13 protein-coding genes are annotated in these 15914 nt (G+C 37.0%); 2 read left to right on the top strand and 11 right to left on the bottom strand.

Going from position 1 to position 15914, the window contains the following annotated elements:
* Positions 1-49: 49 nt before the first annotated feature.
* The 7 genes from J0L69_03450 to J0L69_03480 all read right to left on the bottom strand — a co-directional run bounded on the left by J0L69_03450 (position 50) and on the right by J0L69_03480 (position 7913).
* Positions 50-1441 (bottom strand): NAD(P)(+) transhydrogenase (Re/Si-specific) subunit beta, encoded by a 1392-nt coding sequence (locus J0L69_03450; protein MBN8692223.1) that lies wholly within the window; start codon positions 1439-1441, stop codon positions 50-52.
* A 63-nt stretch (positions 1442-1504) separates the two neighbouring features.
* A complete protein-coding gene (locus J0L69_03455; GenBank protein MBN8692224.1) occupies positions 1505-3052 on the bottom strand; it encodes a Re/Si-specific NAD(P)(+) transhydrogenase subunit alpha in 1548 nt (515 codons plus the stop codon).
* Positions 3053-3171: 119 nt separating this feature from the next.
* Positions 3172-4077 (bottom strand): lipid A biosynthesis acyltransferase, encoded by a 906-nt coding sequence (locus tag J0L69_03460; protein ID MBN8692225.1) that lies wholly within the window; start codon positions 4075-4077, stop codon positions 3172-3174.
* Positions 4078-4111: 34 nt separating this feature from the next.
* The gene (locus J0L69_03465; protein MBN8692226.1) at positions 4112-4372 is read right to left on the bottom strand and encodes an acyl carrier protein; all 261 of its coding nucleotides are present in this window, start codon (positions 4370-4372) and stop codon (positions 4112-4114) included.
* A gap of 24 nt (positions 4373-4396) precedes the next feature.
* Positions 4397-5614, bottom strand: a complete 1218-nt coding sequence (locus J0L69_03470; GenBank protein MBN8692227.1) for a beta-ketoacyl-[acyl-carrier-protein] synthase family protein — start codon at positions 5612-5614, stop codon at positions 4397-4399.
* A gap of 30 nt (positions 5615-5644) precedes the next feature.
* Complete coding sequence (gene fabG, locus J0L69_03475) at positions 5645-6373, bottom strand: 3-oxoacyl-ACP reductase FabG (GenBank protein ID MBN8692228.1); 729 nt, start codon at positions 6371-6373, stop codon at positions 5645-5647.
* Position 6374: 1 nt separating this feature from the next.
* Entirely contained in the window at positions 6375-7913 is a 1539-nt protein-coding gene (locus J0L69_03480) for an aromatic amino acid lyase (GenBank protein ID MBN8692229.1), read from the bottom strand.
* A 135-nt stretch (positions 7914-8048) separates the two neighbouring features.
* Here J0L69_03480 and J0L69_03485 point away from each other — a divergent pair, with 135 nt between their 5' ends.
* Positions 8049-9116 (top strand): methyltransferase, encoded by a 1068-nt coding sequence (locus J0L69_03485; protein MBN8692230.1) that lies wholly within the window; start codon positions 8049-8051, stop codon positions 9114-9116.
* Between the two features lies 1 nt (position 9117).
* Here J0L69_03485 and J0L69_03490 read toward each other — a convergent pair whose 3' ends face one another.
* Positions 9118-9615 carry a hypothetical protein gene (locus tag J0L69_03490; GenBank protein ID MBN8692231.1) on the bottom strand — a complete coding sequence of 166 codons (498 nt, stop codon included), beginning with the start codon at positions 9613-9615 and terminating at the stop codon, positions 9118-9120.
* Positions 9616-9637: 22 nt separating this feature from the next.
* Positions 9638-11410: an AMP-binding protein gene (locus J0L69_03495; GenBank protein MBN8692232.1), complete on the bottom strand. Its 1773-nt coding sequence runs from the start codon at positions 11408-11410 to the stop codon at positions 9638-9640.
* A gap of 126 nt (positions 11411-11536) precedes the next feature.
* On the opposite strand from J0L69_03495, the gene rfaD reads away from it, so the two are divergent.
* Positions 11537-12511, top strand: coding sequence for an ADP-glyceromanno-heptose 6-epimerase (rfaD, locus tag J0L69_03500; GenBank protein ID MBN8692233.1), 975 nt, complete (start codon positions 11537-11539; stop codon positions 12509-12511).
* A gap of 277 nt (positions 12512-12788) precedes the next feature.
* On the opposite strand, the gene J0L69_03505 is transcribed toward rfaD, so the two are convergent.
* Together J0L69_03505 and J0L69_03510 are read right to left on the bottom strand one after the other, a co-directional pair.
* Entirely contained in the window at positions 12789-14330 is a 1542-nt protein-coding gene (locus J0L69_03505) for a hypothetical protein (protein MBN8692234.1), read from the bottom strand.
* 2 nt (positions 14331-14332) lie between these two features.
* The gene (locus J0L69_03510; protein MBN8692235.1) at positions 14333-15865 is read right to left on the bottom strand and encodes a hypothetical protein; all 1533 of its coding nucleotides are present in this window, start codon (positions 15863-15865) and stop codon (positions 14333-14335) included.
* Positions 15866-15914 lie beyond the last annotated feature (49 nt).

The following is a 15914-nucleotide window of genomic DNA, read 5'->3' on the forward strand; positions in this document are numbered from 1 at the left end:
GTTTTTAAGTGTAAAACCAATTGAATATTCCTCGGTTTTACATTTTAAATTATTTTAAGAAACTTAAAATCTTTTCAACGCTGGCTTTTGCATCGCCATAAAGCATTTCGGAATTCGGTTTGTAGAATAAAGGATTATCTTCACCTGAATAACCGGCCGACATAGAACGTTTCATGATGATTACTTTTTCTGCTTTCCACGCTTCAATAACCGGCATTCCGTAAATAGAGCTATTCGGATCATCTTGTGCGCTTGGATTTACAACGTCGTTAGCACCAATCACCATGACAACATCTGTATCAGGCATGTCATCGTTAATTTCATCCATTTCCAATACGATATCATAAGGTACATTCGCTTCCGCTAATAATACATTCATGTGTCCGGGTAAACGTCCTGCAACAGGATGAATAGCGAAACGTACATTTTTTCCTGTTTTACGAAGCGTTTGAACTAAATCGTAAATAGGATATTGAGCTTTCGCCACTGCCATTCCGTAACCCGGAACAATCACCACTGATTTAGCTTCTTTTAATAAAGCTGCAACTTCTTCGTGATTCAATGCGGTAACTTCACCTTCGATTGCTTTTTTCTCGCCGCCTTTAGCAGCGCCACTTCCGCTTGCAAATATTACAGAGAAGAAAGAACGATTCATGGCATGGCACATATGCATCGATAAAATAGCACCCGAGCTTCCCACTAATGCGCCTGTAACAATTAATAAATCGTTACCTAACATAAAGCCCGCTGCTGAAGCCGCCCATCCTGAATAAGAGTTTAACATGGAAACAACTACCGGCATATCTCCGCCACCAATCGCCATTACTAATACAACGCCAATGAATGATGCAATAGCTGTCATAATTCCTAAGTAAAGCATACCGCTTGTTCCTTCTGCTTTGCAAAATAAAACACCAAGCACCACGCAAGCGATTAATAAAGTCAGATTCATTAATTGTAGTCCGTTAAAGCTCCAAGGTTTTGAAGGTACTTTACCATCTAATTTACCCCAGGCAATAATGGAACCGGTGAATGTAATTGCTCCGATAAAAATTCCAACAAACACTTCAACTAAGTGAATGGTGTGAGCCGCGCCGGTTAAAAGTTGTGTTTCCGGATCTAGGTAAGAACCGAAACCAACTAACACAGCAGCTAAACCAACGAAACTATGTAAGATGGCCACTAATTGTGGCATCGCTGTCATTTCTACTTTTCTTGCCAGCATTATGCCTATCACGGAAGCAACAGCAATGGCTGCGATAATGTATACATGACCTTCTACACCTTGTCCCATTACCGTAGCGATGATAGCTACAATCATACCAACAATACCGTAGAGAACACCGCGCTTAGCAGATTCCTGTGATGACAATCCGCTCAAGCTTAAAATAAACAGAATACTTGCAAATAAGTAGGCTGCTGTTTGTATTTCTTTTACTATAAACATAAAATCAATTATCCTTTTTGTTATTTAATTATTTGTGTCGTTGAATTTTTTGCTTGCTTATTTTTTAAACATTTTCAGCATGCGGTGTGTCACAACAAATCCACCAACAATATTTATGCTTGCTACTAAAATCGCAATAGAAGCTAGTATGGTCATGATGTTACTAAAATCATTTTTGGTTTGTAATAAACCACCCACGATAATAATACCGCTGATAGCGTTGGTAACAGCCATTAGTGGTGTATGAAGTGAGTGTGATACGTTTGAAATTACTTGCCAGCCTACAAATACCGCTAACACAAACACGGTAAAGTGTTGTATAAACGCAGGAGGCGCAAAAGCACCTACCAGCAATAATAAACCGCCAACTACAGCTAAGCTGATTAATGTTGAGATAGCAGTCTTCTTTGCTTTTTCTTCTTCAGAAATTTTTATTTCTTCGGCTGTTGGAGCTGCTACTTTTTTAGCGCCACCGCCCGCGGTAGGACTAACTTGTAACGGAGCAGGAGGCCAGTTGATTTTTCCATTATATGTTACCATGGCACGCGAAACAACCGCGTCTTCCATGTCGATTTTAAATTTCTCCGCTTTCCCCATGTCATCTAACAAGTGACAAAGGTTATTACCGTATAATTGAGAAGCTTGATTTGGTAACTGATCTAATTTTCCTACAATAGTTACGCCGTTTGGTGTTTTGTAAACTTCACCCGGTTTCGTTGAAACACAATTTCCACCTGAAGAAGCAGCAAGGTCAACAATAACAGAACCCGGTTTCATCGCAGCCACATGATAATCTAAAATTAATTTTGGTGCAGGACGTCCCGGAATTTGTGCTGTAGTAATGATGATATCAACTTCTTTAGCTTGCTCAAGAAATAATTTCATTTCCGCTTCAATGAATTCTTTACTCATTTCTTTTGAGTAACCTGAAGCAGTAGCACCGTCTTCGTCAATTTCAACAGTTAAGAAACTGGCGCCCATCGATTGAATTTGTTCAGCCACTTCTTTACGGGTATCGAATGCGCGAACAATAGCGCCTAATGAATTTGCGGCACCAATGGCAGCTAAGCCTGCTACACCTGCGCCAATCACCAGAACTTTTGCGGGCTCTACTTTACCTGCCGCGGTGATCTGACCGTTAAGAAAACGTCCGAAATGATAGGAACCTTCAATAACCGAGCGGTAACCGGCAATGTTTGCCATGGAAGATAGTACATCCATTTTTTGCGCACGCGAAATACGCGGAATCGCATCCATTGCTACAGCATTCACTTTTTTATCGGCTAACTTTTGAAGTAACTCCTGATTTTGTGCAGGCCATAGGTAGCTTAACATCACTAAGCCTTCACGCATCATGTTTATTTCTTCTGCAGCAGGTTCTTTTACTTTCAGTACAATATCGGAGTTGCCGTAAATTTCGGCAGCTGTATTAACTAATTTGGCACCGGCTTCTTCAAATTCCTGATCGGAATAATTGGCCTTCAAACCGGCTCCGCGTTGAATGTAAACTTCAAATCCCTGTTTCTGCAAACGCTTAATGGTTTTTGGCGTAGCCGCAACCCTTAATTCGCTGGGAAATATTTCAGATGGAATTCCAACTTTCATGTAAATAAAAATTTAGTGAAACAATTAGCAAAATTAACGACCTACACATTGGCAAGGCCTTTTTTTTGCCTAACAAATAAAACAAAAAATATCGTATTTACCGAATGGAATTTTAAAAATTATTGAGCCCAGAAGTCGTAGTAGTTGAACCACTGATGCGGGTATTTTTTTATACGCTCCTCCAACTCATGTACATAGCGTTGCAGCATTTTCTGACAGGCTGCCTCCACTTCTTTTTCTCCTCGAGCGCGAGGAACTTCTATAGGTTCCGTGGAATAGAAATGATACGTTTTACTATCGGATTTATTGGCAAAAACTATACATAATGGAACGCCGAACTTTGCAGCCATAATGAAAGGTCCCGCCGGAAATCTCGCAGGCTGTCCGAAGAAATCGGCAGTCAGTGTTTTTGTTCCTTCCCTGAACCTGTCACCGTGCATTACTAAAAGTTCGTTATTGGAAAAAGCTTTATGAAGTTCGATGATATGACTTTTTGTTTCCTCGTTAATTGCGATAACGTTAATCTTCTTTTTCTTCATCACATCATTCATGTATTCTTTGATGTTTGCTTTTTCATTTTCATACATCAAAATATTGAATGTTGTATTTAAGCGGTTTAATCCCTGTCCGGCAATTTCCCAGTTTCCTGTATGGGCGCTGACTAAAATTCCTCCTTTTCCAAGTGCAGCGATTTTATCTAAAACTTCGCCGCCTTCATGTATAAATTCAAAATTTGTTTTTACGCCGGCCATTTGCGCCACCTTATCCAAAATGGTTTGCCCGAATATGTAATTGTTTTTGTAAACAGCCCAGAATGCTTTCCATTTACTGTAATGATGAGCCCTTATGAAATACTCACGCACGTAACGGTTAGGTTTACTAAAGAGAAAATAATAGAAAGAAACGAAGCGCAATAAAAAATAAGCAGGACCTAAACCAACGGTGTTTAAAATGCCAACAAAAATCTTATAACCTAAAATTTTGGCTTTTGATTGACCGTCCCACTGTGCAGCTTGATTTTTCATGGTTATCCTTACAACAATTAAGGATAGTTAAGGTTTAAGCCATTTGGGCTTTTTCCTGGATCTTATTATAACAATAGTTATAAAAATCGTCGAAGGTGTTAATGTTAACGAAATCTTCGCCTTTTACTTTAAAACCGAAATTACTTTCAATTACTACCACTAAATCAACGTAGTCAAGACTGTCTAAATCAAGGGTTTCACGTAAGTTTGCCTCAAGACTGATTTTAGAACCGTCTACCTCAAATTCTTCTACAAAAAACTCGTTACACTTCGAAATAATCTCTTCTTTGGTCATGGTAATGTTGAATAAAGGGCAAATTTAAATAAATTTCTTAATTATCAAGGTAGAATTAGTGCCGCCAAAGCCAAAACTGTTTGATAATATGGTATTTAGCTCTTTTTGTTGGGTTTTAGCCACAATATTAAGCTTGGCAGAGTCTTCGTCCGGATTCTCAAAATTGATGTTTGGAGCAATAAAGCCATTTTGCATCATGAGTAAGGAATACACAATTTCACTCGCACCTGCCATCCAACACTCGTGACCGGTCATAGATTTAGTGGAGCTTACCGGTGTTTTGCTTCCAAAAATTTGATACAATGCCTGAGCTTCTACTTTATCACCACCCGGAGTGGAAGTGGCGTGTGCGTTTATGTAATCGATATCGGTAACAGATAAACCTGAATCTTTCATCGCCATATTTAATGAACGCATTTGTCCGTCAACACTCGAGTTGGAGATGTGGTCACCGTTAGATGAAAATCCATAACCAACTACTTCAGCTAAAATTTTTGCACCACGCTTTTGCGCCGATTCTAAACTCTCTAAAATAACCGTGGCAGCTCCTCCGCTTGGAACTAAACCGTCTCGGTCTCTGTCAAACGGACGAGAAGCTTTAGTAGGTTCGCTTTCTCTTGCTGAAAACGCACTTAATCCGTCGAATGCGCCGAATGTATATTTATTGACTTCTTGTGCGCCACCGCAGATAACTTGTTGTTGTAAGCCCCATTTAATCATAAGGTATCCCATGCCGATAGAGTGAGAACCGCTGGCACAAGCCGCTGCAAGTGTATAATTAATACCTTTTAATTTGTAAATAGTAGAAAGGTTCATAGTAACGGTACAATTCATTGTTTGAAAAATTGCACCGGAACCTAAAAGTGTTGTGTCTTTTTTAGCGCGAATGGTGTCGGTTGCCTCAATAGTTGAACCGGCTACGCTATCATTACCGTATATTATTCCAACTTCATTTTTATCAAAAAAATCAATCTCAATACCAGCCAATTTAAGCGCTTCAGAAGTTGCCATGTAAGCATACTCAGCAGGTTCGCCCATACCAACACGTTGACGGCGGTCGAGCAATCCTTTTAATTGCGGACGTTCCAATTTTCCTGTTAAAGACGAACGGTATCCTAATTCTTTTCGTGATTCATCCAGAAAAATACCGGATTTCCCTTCAAACAAAGAATTTTTTACTTCATCTAAATTCTTGCCTAAGCAAGACCATGCACCCATTCCTGTTATAACAACTCGGTTCATTTAATTATTGAATTTTAGAATATGTTTTTATTAGGTATATAATCCTCCGTTAACTGAAATAACTTGTCCTGTTACATATGAAGCCGCATCCGAAACTAAAAATCCAACTACACCGGCTACTTCTTCTGCTTCACCAAAACGATTCAATGGAATCATGGCTTTGAATTGATCTTCCGGAATATCTGTTGTCATATCGGTTTTAATAAAACCCGGAGCAACAGCATTGACAGTTATACCGCGTTTGCCAACTTCCTGTGCTAATGCTTTAGTCGCAGAAATTACCGCACCTTTGGAAGCTGAATAATTGGTTTGTCCAGCCATGCCTTTTAATCCTGATAAGGAAACCATGTTTACAATGCGGCCTTTACGTTTACTCAACATTTGTTTGCATACTAAGCGCGTTACATTATAAAATCCATCCACAGCGATATTCATGACTTTATGCCAATCTTCCGGATTAATAAACACTAACAAATTATCGCGACGAATACCCGCGTTGTTTACCAAAACGGAAATATTTTTGTCTTTATTATCTTCCATCCATTTACCAAGCGTGTTATCTACTTGCTCAATATTGCCAACATCAAATTTCATGATAATGGCATCAACACCTTTTGCTTTTACAGCTTCTTGTGTTTTTTTAGCTTCTTCTTCATTGGAAGTGTAATTGATAATTACATTGTGACCCATTTCAGCGAGTTTAATGCAAACAGCTTTACCAATTCCTCTCGATCCTCCGGTTACCAGTGCGTAATTCATTTTATAATACTTCTATATGGTTGTAAAAAATATAATCTCTAACCGCTTTCACATCTTTGTACTTGATGGAATCATCCTTAAAACAAGGAAACACTTTACGTAAGTTATCGTAAGCGTCTTTAGTTTTAGAAGAAAGCTGATCTTGAATTTTTAAATAATCAATCGCTTGTAAAATAGTCATCCACTCAATAGCTAAAACTTCATAGCTGTTTAAAATAACTTTTTTACAAATCAAGGCTGCATTAGAACCCATGCTTACAATATCCTGATTGTCGTTATTGCTTGGAATACTATGCACATACATTGGGTTACTTAACATTTGATTTTCGGCAGTTGTTGAGGTAGCCGTAAATTGAACGCCTTGCATGCCTAAGTTTAATCCAAGTGTACCGTGATTTACAAATGGAGGCAAAATATTATTGAGTTTGTCGTTCAGTAAAAAGTTTAACTGACGCTCTGCTAACATCGATAATTTTGTAACGGCAATTTTTAATTTATCCATTTCTAAGGATACATAATCGCCATGGAAATTACCACCGTGATACACGTTTTTACGTTCCCAGTCAACAATCGGATTATCATTCGCTGAGTTGATTTCGTTAATTAAAACTTCTTTGGCGTAATTAATAGTGTCAACTATTGGTCCGGCAATTTGTGGTACGCAACGAATGGAGTAATACTCCTGCATTTTTTCCACCAACACATCAACTTCCACTTTTTGATTATAGTGATGCTCTTCACGTTTCTTTACCAGTTTACTATCTGCTAATGCATTCTGTATCGCTTTTGCTACTGCGTTTTGTCCGTAGTGATGCTTCACTTCATTCAATGGAGTAGAGTAATGATCGTCAAAGCTTCGAACAATTTCCATAATGGCAGATGAAGCCATTACCGACCAGTTCACCAGATTCTCGGCGTAAATAACGTTTAGCACTCCAATACCGCTCATGGCTGAGGTTCCATTCATCAAGGCCAATCCTTCACGAATATGAATTTCCATTGGTTTAATGTTTTCTTTTTCAAAAACCTCTTTCGTAGAAGTGATTTTTCCGTGGTAATACACTTCGCCTTCACCAATTAAAGTGAGAGCTAAGTGTGCTAATTGTACTAAATCTCCGCTGGCACCTAGTCCGCCATGCTCGTAAATAACAGGCGAAATATTTTTATTGATTAAAGTTTTTATCAATACCAAGGTATCAGGATGAATGCCTGCATAGCCTTGTAACAAGGTGTTTAAACGTGCCAGCATAACGGCTTTACAATCTAATTCAGGGATGGGATTACCGGCACCCGAACAGTGACTGCGAATAAGATTATACTGAAGTTTAATTTGATCGTCGTGATTAATGCGGTATTGAGCCATAGGGCCAAAACCGGTATTAATACCATAGATTAGTTTTTCGCGTGTGAACTCTTTTAAAAAGTAGAAACTACGGTACAATTTACGAATAGACTCCTCGTCTAAATCTAATTGTAAGTTGTTTATCAGAACCTTATAAAAATCGTCGGCCGAAATTTTTTTGTCGCCTATCTTTACCATAAAAAATCAACTGTAATAATACAATTTTACTTAGAAATATGAAATAAGTGGCGGAGGGTATTTTTTATAATTTTAGAACAATTTAGATATGTAACTTTTGAGCCGTATATTTGTTTTTTTAGCAGCATAATTAGTATGAATTTTTTCGAGAAAGACACCAAAACAGCAATGGAGGCCATTAAGTCGGCACAATGGATTGCGTTTGCACCCATCGTATTTCAGGCTTCATTGGCTTTACGCGATTTAGGAATATTAGAGGCTATTGAAGCGGCTAAAACGGAGGGTTTAACTCTTGATCAAGTAGTTGAAAAAACCAACTTACCCGAGTATGGTGTTCGTGTATTGGTTGAAGCGGGGCTTGGCATTGGTTTGCTCACCGTTAACAATGGCGTTTATCACATGACTAAAACCGGTTATTTTATCTTGAATGATGCAATGACCAAAGTAAACATGGACTTTACGCAAGATGTGTGTTATGAGGGTATGTTTACTTTACAGGAGAGTATTAAAAAAACGAAACCAACCGGACTGGAAGTATTTGGTAAATGGAAAACCGTGTATGAAGCTTTGGCTCATTTGCCATCAAAAGCGCAAAAGAGTTGGTTTGCTTTTGATCATTTTTACAGCGATGGTTCTTTCCCGCAAGTATTACCGATTTTATTTAAGCACAAGCCAAAACATATTCTAGACATTGGAGGCAATACCGGAAAGTTTACTCTGAAATGTTTGGGTTATGACCCGAACGTAAAAATGACCATTTTGGATTTGCCGGGACAGCTTAATATGGCAAAGAAAAATATTGAAGCAGCGGGTCATATTGATAGAGCCAATTTTCATGAGATAAATATTTTGGACGATTCTCAGAAATTCCCGAAAGGCGCTGATATTATTTGGATGAGTCAGTTTTTAGATTGCTTTAGTGAAGATGAAATCGTGAGCATTTTAAAACGTTGTAATGAAGCTTTAAACGAAAACGGTATGGTTTACATTATGGAAACCTTCTGGGATCGTCAGCGATTTAAGACGGCGGCATTCAGTTTACAAATGACTTCTTTATACTTTACCAATATCGCTAATGGTAACAGTCAGATGTATGATTCGGCTGTGTTTAATAAATTAATTGACAGAGCCGGGTTAAAAATAGTTGAAGAAACGGATAATGTGGGGATTAGCCACACGATTCAAGTATGCGTGAAGAAGTAACCTAAACTCCAATTTGGGCAAGAAATTTTTTAAACTGGGTAACACCGTTGTTGTTAACTTCATAACAGTATCTTGCCTGGAAAGATAACGTTTTCCATTTTTTATTTGATTCTTCTACAGCCTTATAAAGAATCACAAGGAATTTGTACTTAATGGAAAAATCTATAACGCTTGATATAAATCCATTTTTGTAAAACAAAATCCCATAAGAGTACGTTGAACTTGAAGTGCTGTTTGTGAAATTAAAAACTTTCTTACTTGATAAAATGGAATTAAGAGAGTCTAGATCAGTTGCTGATAATAATACCCTTGTTTTGACAGCTTTATTGTTAAATTTCCCATTACTGGTAATGCCAACGTGAGACTCGTATAATCCATAAACAACAACCGAATCGAAATTTTCAGTAAAAAAGGATTTGGGAAAAGTAGCTTTGGCCTGCGCTTTTATATTGGAAACATAAATTACAAGTAAAGTAAAAAAGATAATTTTTCTTGTCATAAAAACTTATGCTTTCAGTATTTTAATCCATACTAAAAATATTCTCTATTGCATTTTTGTATTTTTCCTTAATCACTTTACGTTTAAGGCTGAGTTTAGGTGTTAATTCACCACCGTCGATGCTCCATTCTGCATTTAAAATTTCGCAACGCTTGAGTTGTTCGTAAGGCGCTAAAGTACGATTGGCTTGCTTCACATATTCGTTTATTAAACGTTTTAAATCTTCGTGTGAAGCCATCTCGGTATTACTTTTCCATTCGATACCCGAGCTCTTACAGTAATCTTTAAAGTTGGCAAAGTTTGGAACTAATAAAGCGGAGGCAAATTTTTGTCCTTCACCAACCACCATACATTGCTCAATGAAACGGCATTCTTTTAATTTATTCTCAATAGCCAATGGTGCAATGTATTTTCCGGCGCTGGTTTTGAAAATTTCTTTTTTGCGGTCGGTGATTTTTAAAAAACGACCTTCTACAAAAGTTCCCACGTCACCGGTGTGAAACCATCCGTCTTTGTCCATCACCTCTGCTGTAGCTTCCGGGTTTTTATAATAGCCCATCATGACACTCGGGCCTTTCACTAAAATTTCTCCGTCTTCTTCCGCAATTTTTACTTCCACGCCGTCAATTACCGGACCAACACTTCCGATTCGGATATTATCCTCACCAAAACGATTGACACTTACTACCACGCATGTTTCGGTTAAACCGTAACCTTGTAAAACTTTAAGTCCGGCACACAAAAAGATGCGCTCTAATTTTGGATTTAATGCGGCACCACCGGAAGCCATGCAAATTAATTTTCCGCCAACAGCGTCACGCCATTTTTTGTAAACGAGTTTATCTACTATTTTACGTTTTAATTCATACATAAAACCATTGGCACCGCCCACTTCATATTGCTCTGCAATCTCAATACTCCAATCAAACATTTTACGCTTAAAGCCGGTGAGTTTTTCGCCGGCCGCGGTAATTTTTTCGTACACACGTTCGATGAGACGAGGTACAGAAACAAATATCTGTGGTTGCACTTCTTTGAGATTATCGCCTATGGTTTCAAATCCTTCCGCAAAATAAACAGAGATACCTTCAAACAAATAAAGCGTTATGAGCATGCGTTCGTAAACGTGATTTAACGGTAAAAAACTAAGAGCTTTCCACCATGGAGCAAACGGAGCAATATGCTGACATGCCTTTACATTTTCCACCAAATTACTGTGCGATAACATCACACCTTTTGGAGTGCCTGTTGTTCCTGAAGTATAGAGTATAGTTAATAAATCACTTGGTTTAATACTCTTTTTAATGTTTTCCACTTTTTCTTTTTGTTCGTTCTTTTTGCCCTGCTCTATAAAATCATGGAAGCTCATTAATCCAACCAAATGATCGAAACTGATCACGTTTTTTACACTCGGGATTTCATCTTGAATGGAGGCGAGTTTAGCGTAAATAGATTTGTCGGATATAAACACAGCTTTTACTTCCGCGTGATTCAAAATAAATTTTAAATCATTATTGCTGCAAGTTGGAAAGATGGGAACTGTTACCACATTTATTTGCTGGCAACCGTAATCTGCAAAAATCCATTCCGGACGATTGTTAGAAACAATGGCCACTTTGTCGCCTTCTTTGATGCCAAGCGAAATTAGCCCGTAACTTACCCACTTGGAATAATCAATAAAGTTATCACTGCTGTATTTTTTCCACACCTTGTTTTCCTTACCGCACAATAAATCGTCTTTTTTATATTTCGATTTATATAAGTCTATGATGTCAAATACCCTGGTTACTTCCATAAATAAATTTAGTTAATCAAAGATAAGATTTTGGTTTATACCTCAAATTTGATTTATATCAAATTCGTTAACAGTTTAGTATCCGTTATGTTCGGATTTTAGTTAATTTTGAATGAATTTAAAATTATGATAGTAGTTACAGGCGCTGCAGGATTTATTGGAAGCTGTTTAGTTTCACGCTTAAATCACGAAGGCATTAATGATATAGTAATTGTGGATGATTTTTCTAAAACAGAAAAGGCTAACAATTACAAAGACAAAAAATACAAAGGAGCTGTTGAGCGCTCGCAATTTGTAAATTGGTTTAAGGAACATGCCAAAGAAATTACTTGTGTGTTTCACATCGGTGCACGTACTGATACCACCGAGTTTAATAAATCGATTTTCGATGAGTTAAACGTTAATTATACAAAAGATATTTGGAAAGTTTGTACAGAAAACGGCATCTCGTTAATTTATGCTTCTTCGGCAGCTACTTATGGCTTGGGAGAGTATGGTTACGATGATGATGAAACAAAAATCCCTTTGTTAAAGCCATTAAATCCATACGGTGACAGTAAAAATGATTTTGACATCTGGGCGCTTGGTCAGGCTAAGGATGGAAAATGTCCTCCGCATTGGCATGGGTTTAAGTTTTTTAATGTGTACGGCCCTAATGAATACCATAAAGCGAGAATGGCTTCTGTTATTTTTCATTCGTTCAATCAGATTAAAGATAAAGGTTTTGTAAAATTATTCAGGAGTCATAATCCTAAATACAGCGATGGTGGTCAGCTTCGCGATTTTGTGTACGTAAAAGATTTAGTGGACGTATTGTTTTTTACTTACAAAAATCAAATTAAGAACGGTGTTTACAATTTGGGAAGCGGAAAAGCCAGAACATTTTTGGATTTAGCGAAAGCTACATTCAAGGCGCTTGATAAAGAACCGAATATTGAATTTATCGATACGCCAATTGATATTCGCGATAAGTATCAGTACTTCACGGAAGCAAATATGAATAAGTTAGTGACGCAAGGATATAATAAGCCGTTTACTTCTTTAGAAGAGGGTGTAAAGGATTATGTGCAGAATTATTTGAGTAAGAAATCGTACTATTAGTTTCAGGGCTAAAGCCCATTCGTTCTTATAGAAATTCATCGGCCTAAAGCCCGATGTTGGTAATGGTGAGTGTTTTGTGAATCTTATCGGAACTCCGGGACGTTATCACGAATTAATGTAGCTCCTAAGGCCAATGTTGGTAATGGTGAGTGTTTTGTGAATTGTTTTCTGATTGTCGGTTTATGTATGCGCCCGACTGATATCAATGATTTTCTTAAAATTCGGCCTTTAGGCCGATTTGGATACGATATAATAATGGGCTTTAGCCCTGAAAAAATCAAGTCATATTTTGTTTACGAATCTTGATGGCGTCGGAGAAGCTGATGCTGTGAATTTTGGAATCGAGCCACGCATAAAAATTAAAGTATTCCAACGCGTTTTTCTCATAACGGTCTTTAAACACCTCCTGCATTTCTTCTTTGAATTTCACGAAAGAAGCAGATTGCTTTCCTTCCCGCTTTGATAAAGCTATCTTTTTAAAATGCTCTAGGAAGAGGACTTCAAATTTGTATTTGTTGTCGAGTGAAGAAACAAAGCGCGCGGTTGATTTATAGATATAAGGCAATAAATCTTCGTTGCCCAATTCGAAGTGTATAATTAGGTTGATGAGTTTCGAAATACGAATGATGTCTTGTCGCAATTCGGCATAATTGGAATTAATAATTTTATTCACCCAATGTAAAGCCTTGCTATACTCACCAACTCCAAAATACACCATGGTTATGATTTGGTAAATGCGGAGTAGTTCTTCTTCGTTGATTTTGGTTTCGTACTTTTCCAATCCTTTAATTACGGCCGGAATGACATTTTTTGCTTTATCATGTTGCCCAATATATGCGTATAAAAGCATTTCATTAATGTAGGAATTAGAGAAGATGGCAATTTGTAAATCGATGCTCTTAAACTTCGGATCGAGCCACAAGGCCTTTAATTTATCAATGGTTTTAAATCCGTCAGTATATAAACGTTTGATGGCATAATAACGAATGGTATAGCCATGCGCTACGATGTAACTTTTGGGTAATTCGGAAATGAGTGAAGGTTCATTTTCCATAGCGAAGATTAAGCCCTGGAAAGAATCACACATTTCATCCGGTTGATTTAGCAAACGTGCCGCTAATCCTTTTATATGTAATAAAGTGATAAATGATTTTTTCGAATTTATGACCGTTTTATCCTGGAGCGATTTATCAGCGAGTATTTTTTCTATTTCCTCAACATCGCTTTTTGTACGAACAAAAAGGAGCTTAGCAGAAAGTTGATTTAATCGGCTAAGTAATTTTTCGAAGTGAGTCAGTTGTTCTATTTTTTGATAAATGGTAATCTCTTCCTCTACTAGTTTTTCGATGGTGACATTCGTTATTTGTCCGAAATGTGCTTCCATATCGATAACTACTTTTTCCAAATCAATAATTTCAAGGATATAATAGAATAACTCGTGTTTATAAGCTTGCTCTTTTACATCGTTCAATACTTTACGTGCTTGTTTGTAAAGCGATTTATTAAAGAGTATCTGGATGTTTTTTATTTGCTCATTGATTTCAGCGGTTTTGCTGTTTTCTATTCTGAAATGGCGTAAGCTTTTTAAGATGTGGTGTAGAAGCTGATTTTTTTCTGAAGGTAAATGTTTAATGAAAGTTTCATTCTTAAACTGATCTTTAACCAACTCCTCATCATATTCGGGTAAAGTAGAAATGAAGTTAAAAAGCTTGATGTAATTTTTTTCACCTTGTTGCAAAGAAGAAACCTTACGAAAGAATTTTATTTCTTCGCTGTTAAGTGATTTTATTATGTCGAATAATAAATTGGACGGTTTCATCTTTATTTTTTCCAGTTATCGGCTTGTTTTTCAAAAATGATATCTCCGATTTTTTTGCCTGTCACTTTACTTTCAGTGTAAGCTAAGAAATCAAAATAGTAATTAGCAATTTTTTCGAAAGGATCTTGCATCACTTCCTTAAACTCTTTACGGTATCTTTCCCACACATGCATCGGTTCTTCGGTATCCGCTAATTCCTCAAACATATCGATTACCATTTTTTCTACTTTAAACTGATGTTTTTGATTTTTGTAGAAATCGCGCGCTGTTTTAATAATGTATTTAAGTTGCGGTATTTTGTTTAATTCATAATGAAGAATTATGTTTTGTAAACGCGAAAAGCACTGAAGATCGAGGCGTAAATGCGTGTCGTTTTCGCTCATCAGTAATGTCAAATACTTACTGGCTTCCGGATAATTTCCGGAGTATATATACAGGTTCGCGAAGTTGTAATAGAAGATGAGAAGTTCCTCCTTATTAATTTTTTCTTTATATAATTCTATTTGTTCGTTGATATACTTTACAACTGGAATAGCTTTGTCTGTTCGTCCGCCATCAGTATAAATTAACAGCTGCGCGTTAGTAGTGCTTGTAAATATTTTTAGCTGTAAATCGGTTGTATTAAAGGCAGGATGCGTTTTGAGTTGTATGAAATTATTAATGAGTTTTTCGGCTGTGGCATAATGTGTTTTTTCAATTTCAACTGATAAAACATTGTTGGTGGCCGATAAGTATCTTTTCGGATATTCATTAATTAAAAATGGATTCGTATCCATTACTTCAATCATGGCGCTAAATTCCTGTTGACGGGCTGAGTTATCTCTTTTCTTTGAATAACATAAAGCGCGCGTATGATGATATAAAACTTCAGCCTTTTTAGAGAGACATTGTTTTTTGGATTTAAGCAATGGAGAGTTCAGCATTTTATCGTAGGCTTCAAATTCCTTAGCAGTTTTTGCTACCATACTTTGGCGCACCAGGTAATTTACTTTAGAAAAGGCCTGGGTTAATTCGGCAATGTTTTTTGATTTATCAATAAGTTGTTGCTCTTCTTTTATTAAGTCATCCAACGATTTAAAGTTGATGCCGAATTTATTTTCAATATCCAGCAATTGCTTTTCAATGGAAATTATTTCCAGAATAAAACTAAAACTCTCATCCTTGTAAGCTTCCTCCTTTAGTTTGTTTAGCATTTTACGGCATTGCTTGTATTGGGCTTTATCAAACAAATTCCGCAAATTGGTTATTTCGTCTTTTATTGTGTAAGCTGTAATGCTTTCGGCGTAAAAGGTGCGCTGGCTTTTTAAAATGACATCATAAATATCTTCTAAGATGTTCTTTTGCTTGAGAAGTTTATTAATGACTTTAGAGGGCTTAATGATTTCTTCCAACGAAGATTTTTCCAGTTCATCAAATAATTTCGAAAGGTTGACTGAATTGGAATCTGTGGTTACGGTCAGTTTAAAGAATCGTTTCTCCGATTTGCTCAGTGATTTAATTAAATCAAAAACTTCTTCCAGACTAACTGTTATCATGTTTTAGGAATTCAAAATGTTAAAAGCATTATTGTATTCTTATATTGCT

It is taken from the genome of Bacteroidota bacterium (assembly GCA_017303905.1).
Lineage (GTDB): Bacteria > Bacteroidota > Bacteroidia > B-17B0 > Aurantibacillaceae > JAHEYG01.

Bases quoted from the DNA above. Each gene is read 5' to 3' on its own strand.
- J0L69_03455 (MBN8692224.1), bottom strand. From the start codon at position 3,052: ATGAAAGTTGGAATTCCATCTGAAATATTTCCCAGCGAATTAAGGGTT.
- J0L69_03460 (MBN8692225.1), bottom strand. From the start codon at position 4,077: ATGAAAAATCAAGCTGCACAGTGGGACGGTCAATCAAAAGCCAAAATT.
- J0L69_03465 (MBN8692226.1), bottom strand. From the start codon at position 4,372: ATGACCAAAGAAGAGATTATTTCGAAGTGTAACGAGTTTTTTGTAGAA.
- J0L69_03470 (MBN8692227.1), bottom strand. From the start codon at position 5,614: ATGAACCGAGTTGTTATAACAGGAATGGGTGCATGGTCTTGCTTAGGC.
- fabG (MBN8692228.1), bottom strand. From the start codon at position 6,373: ATGAATTACGCACTGGTAACCGGAGGATCGAGAGGAATTGGTAAAGCT.
- J0L69_03480 (MBN8692229.1), bottom strand. From the start codon at position 7,913: ATGGTAAAGATAGGCGACAAAAAAATTTCGGCCGACGATTTTTATAAG.
- J0L69_03485 (MBN8692230.1), top strand. From the start codon at position 8,049: ATGAATTTTTTCGAGAAAGACACCAAAACAGCAATGGAGGCCATTAAG.
- J0L69_03490 (MBN8692231.1), bottom strand. From the start codon at position 9,615: ATGACAAGAAAAATTATCTTTTTTACTTTACTTGTAATTTATGTTTCC.
- J0L69_03495 (MBN8692232.1), bottom strand. From the start codon at position 11,410: ATGGAAGTAACCAGGGTATTTGACATCATAGACTTATATAAATCGAAA.
- rfaD (MBN8692233.1), top strand. From the start codon at position 11,537: ATGATAGTAGTTACAGGCGCTGCAGGATTTATTGGAAGCTGTTTAGTT.
- J0L69_03505 (MBN8692234.1), bottom strand. From the start codon at position 14,330: ATGAAACCGTCCAATTTATTATTCGACATAATAAAATCACTTAACAGC.
- J0L69_03510 (MBN8692235.1), bottom strand. From the start codon at position 15,865: ATGATAACAGTTAGTCTGGAAGAAGTTTTTGATTTAATTAAATCACTG.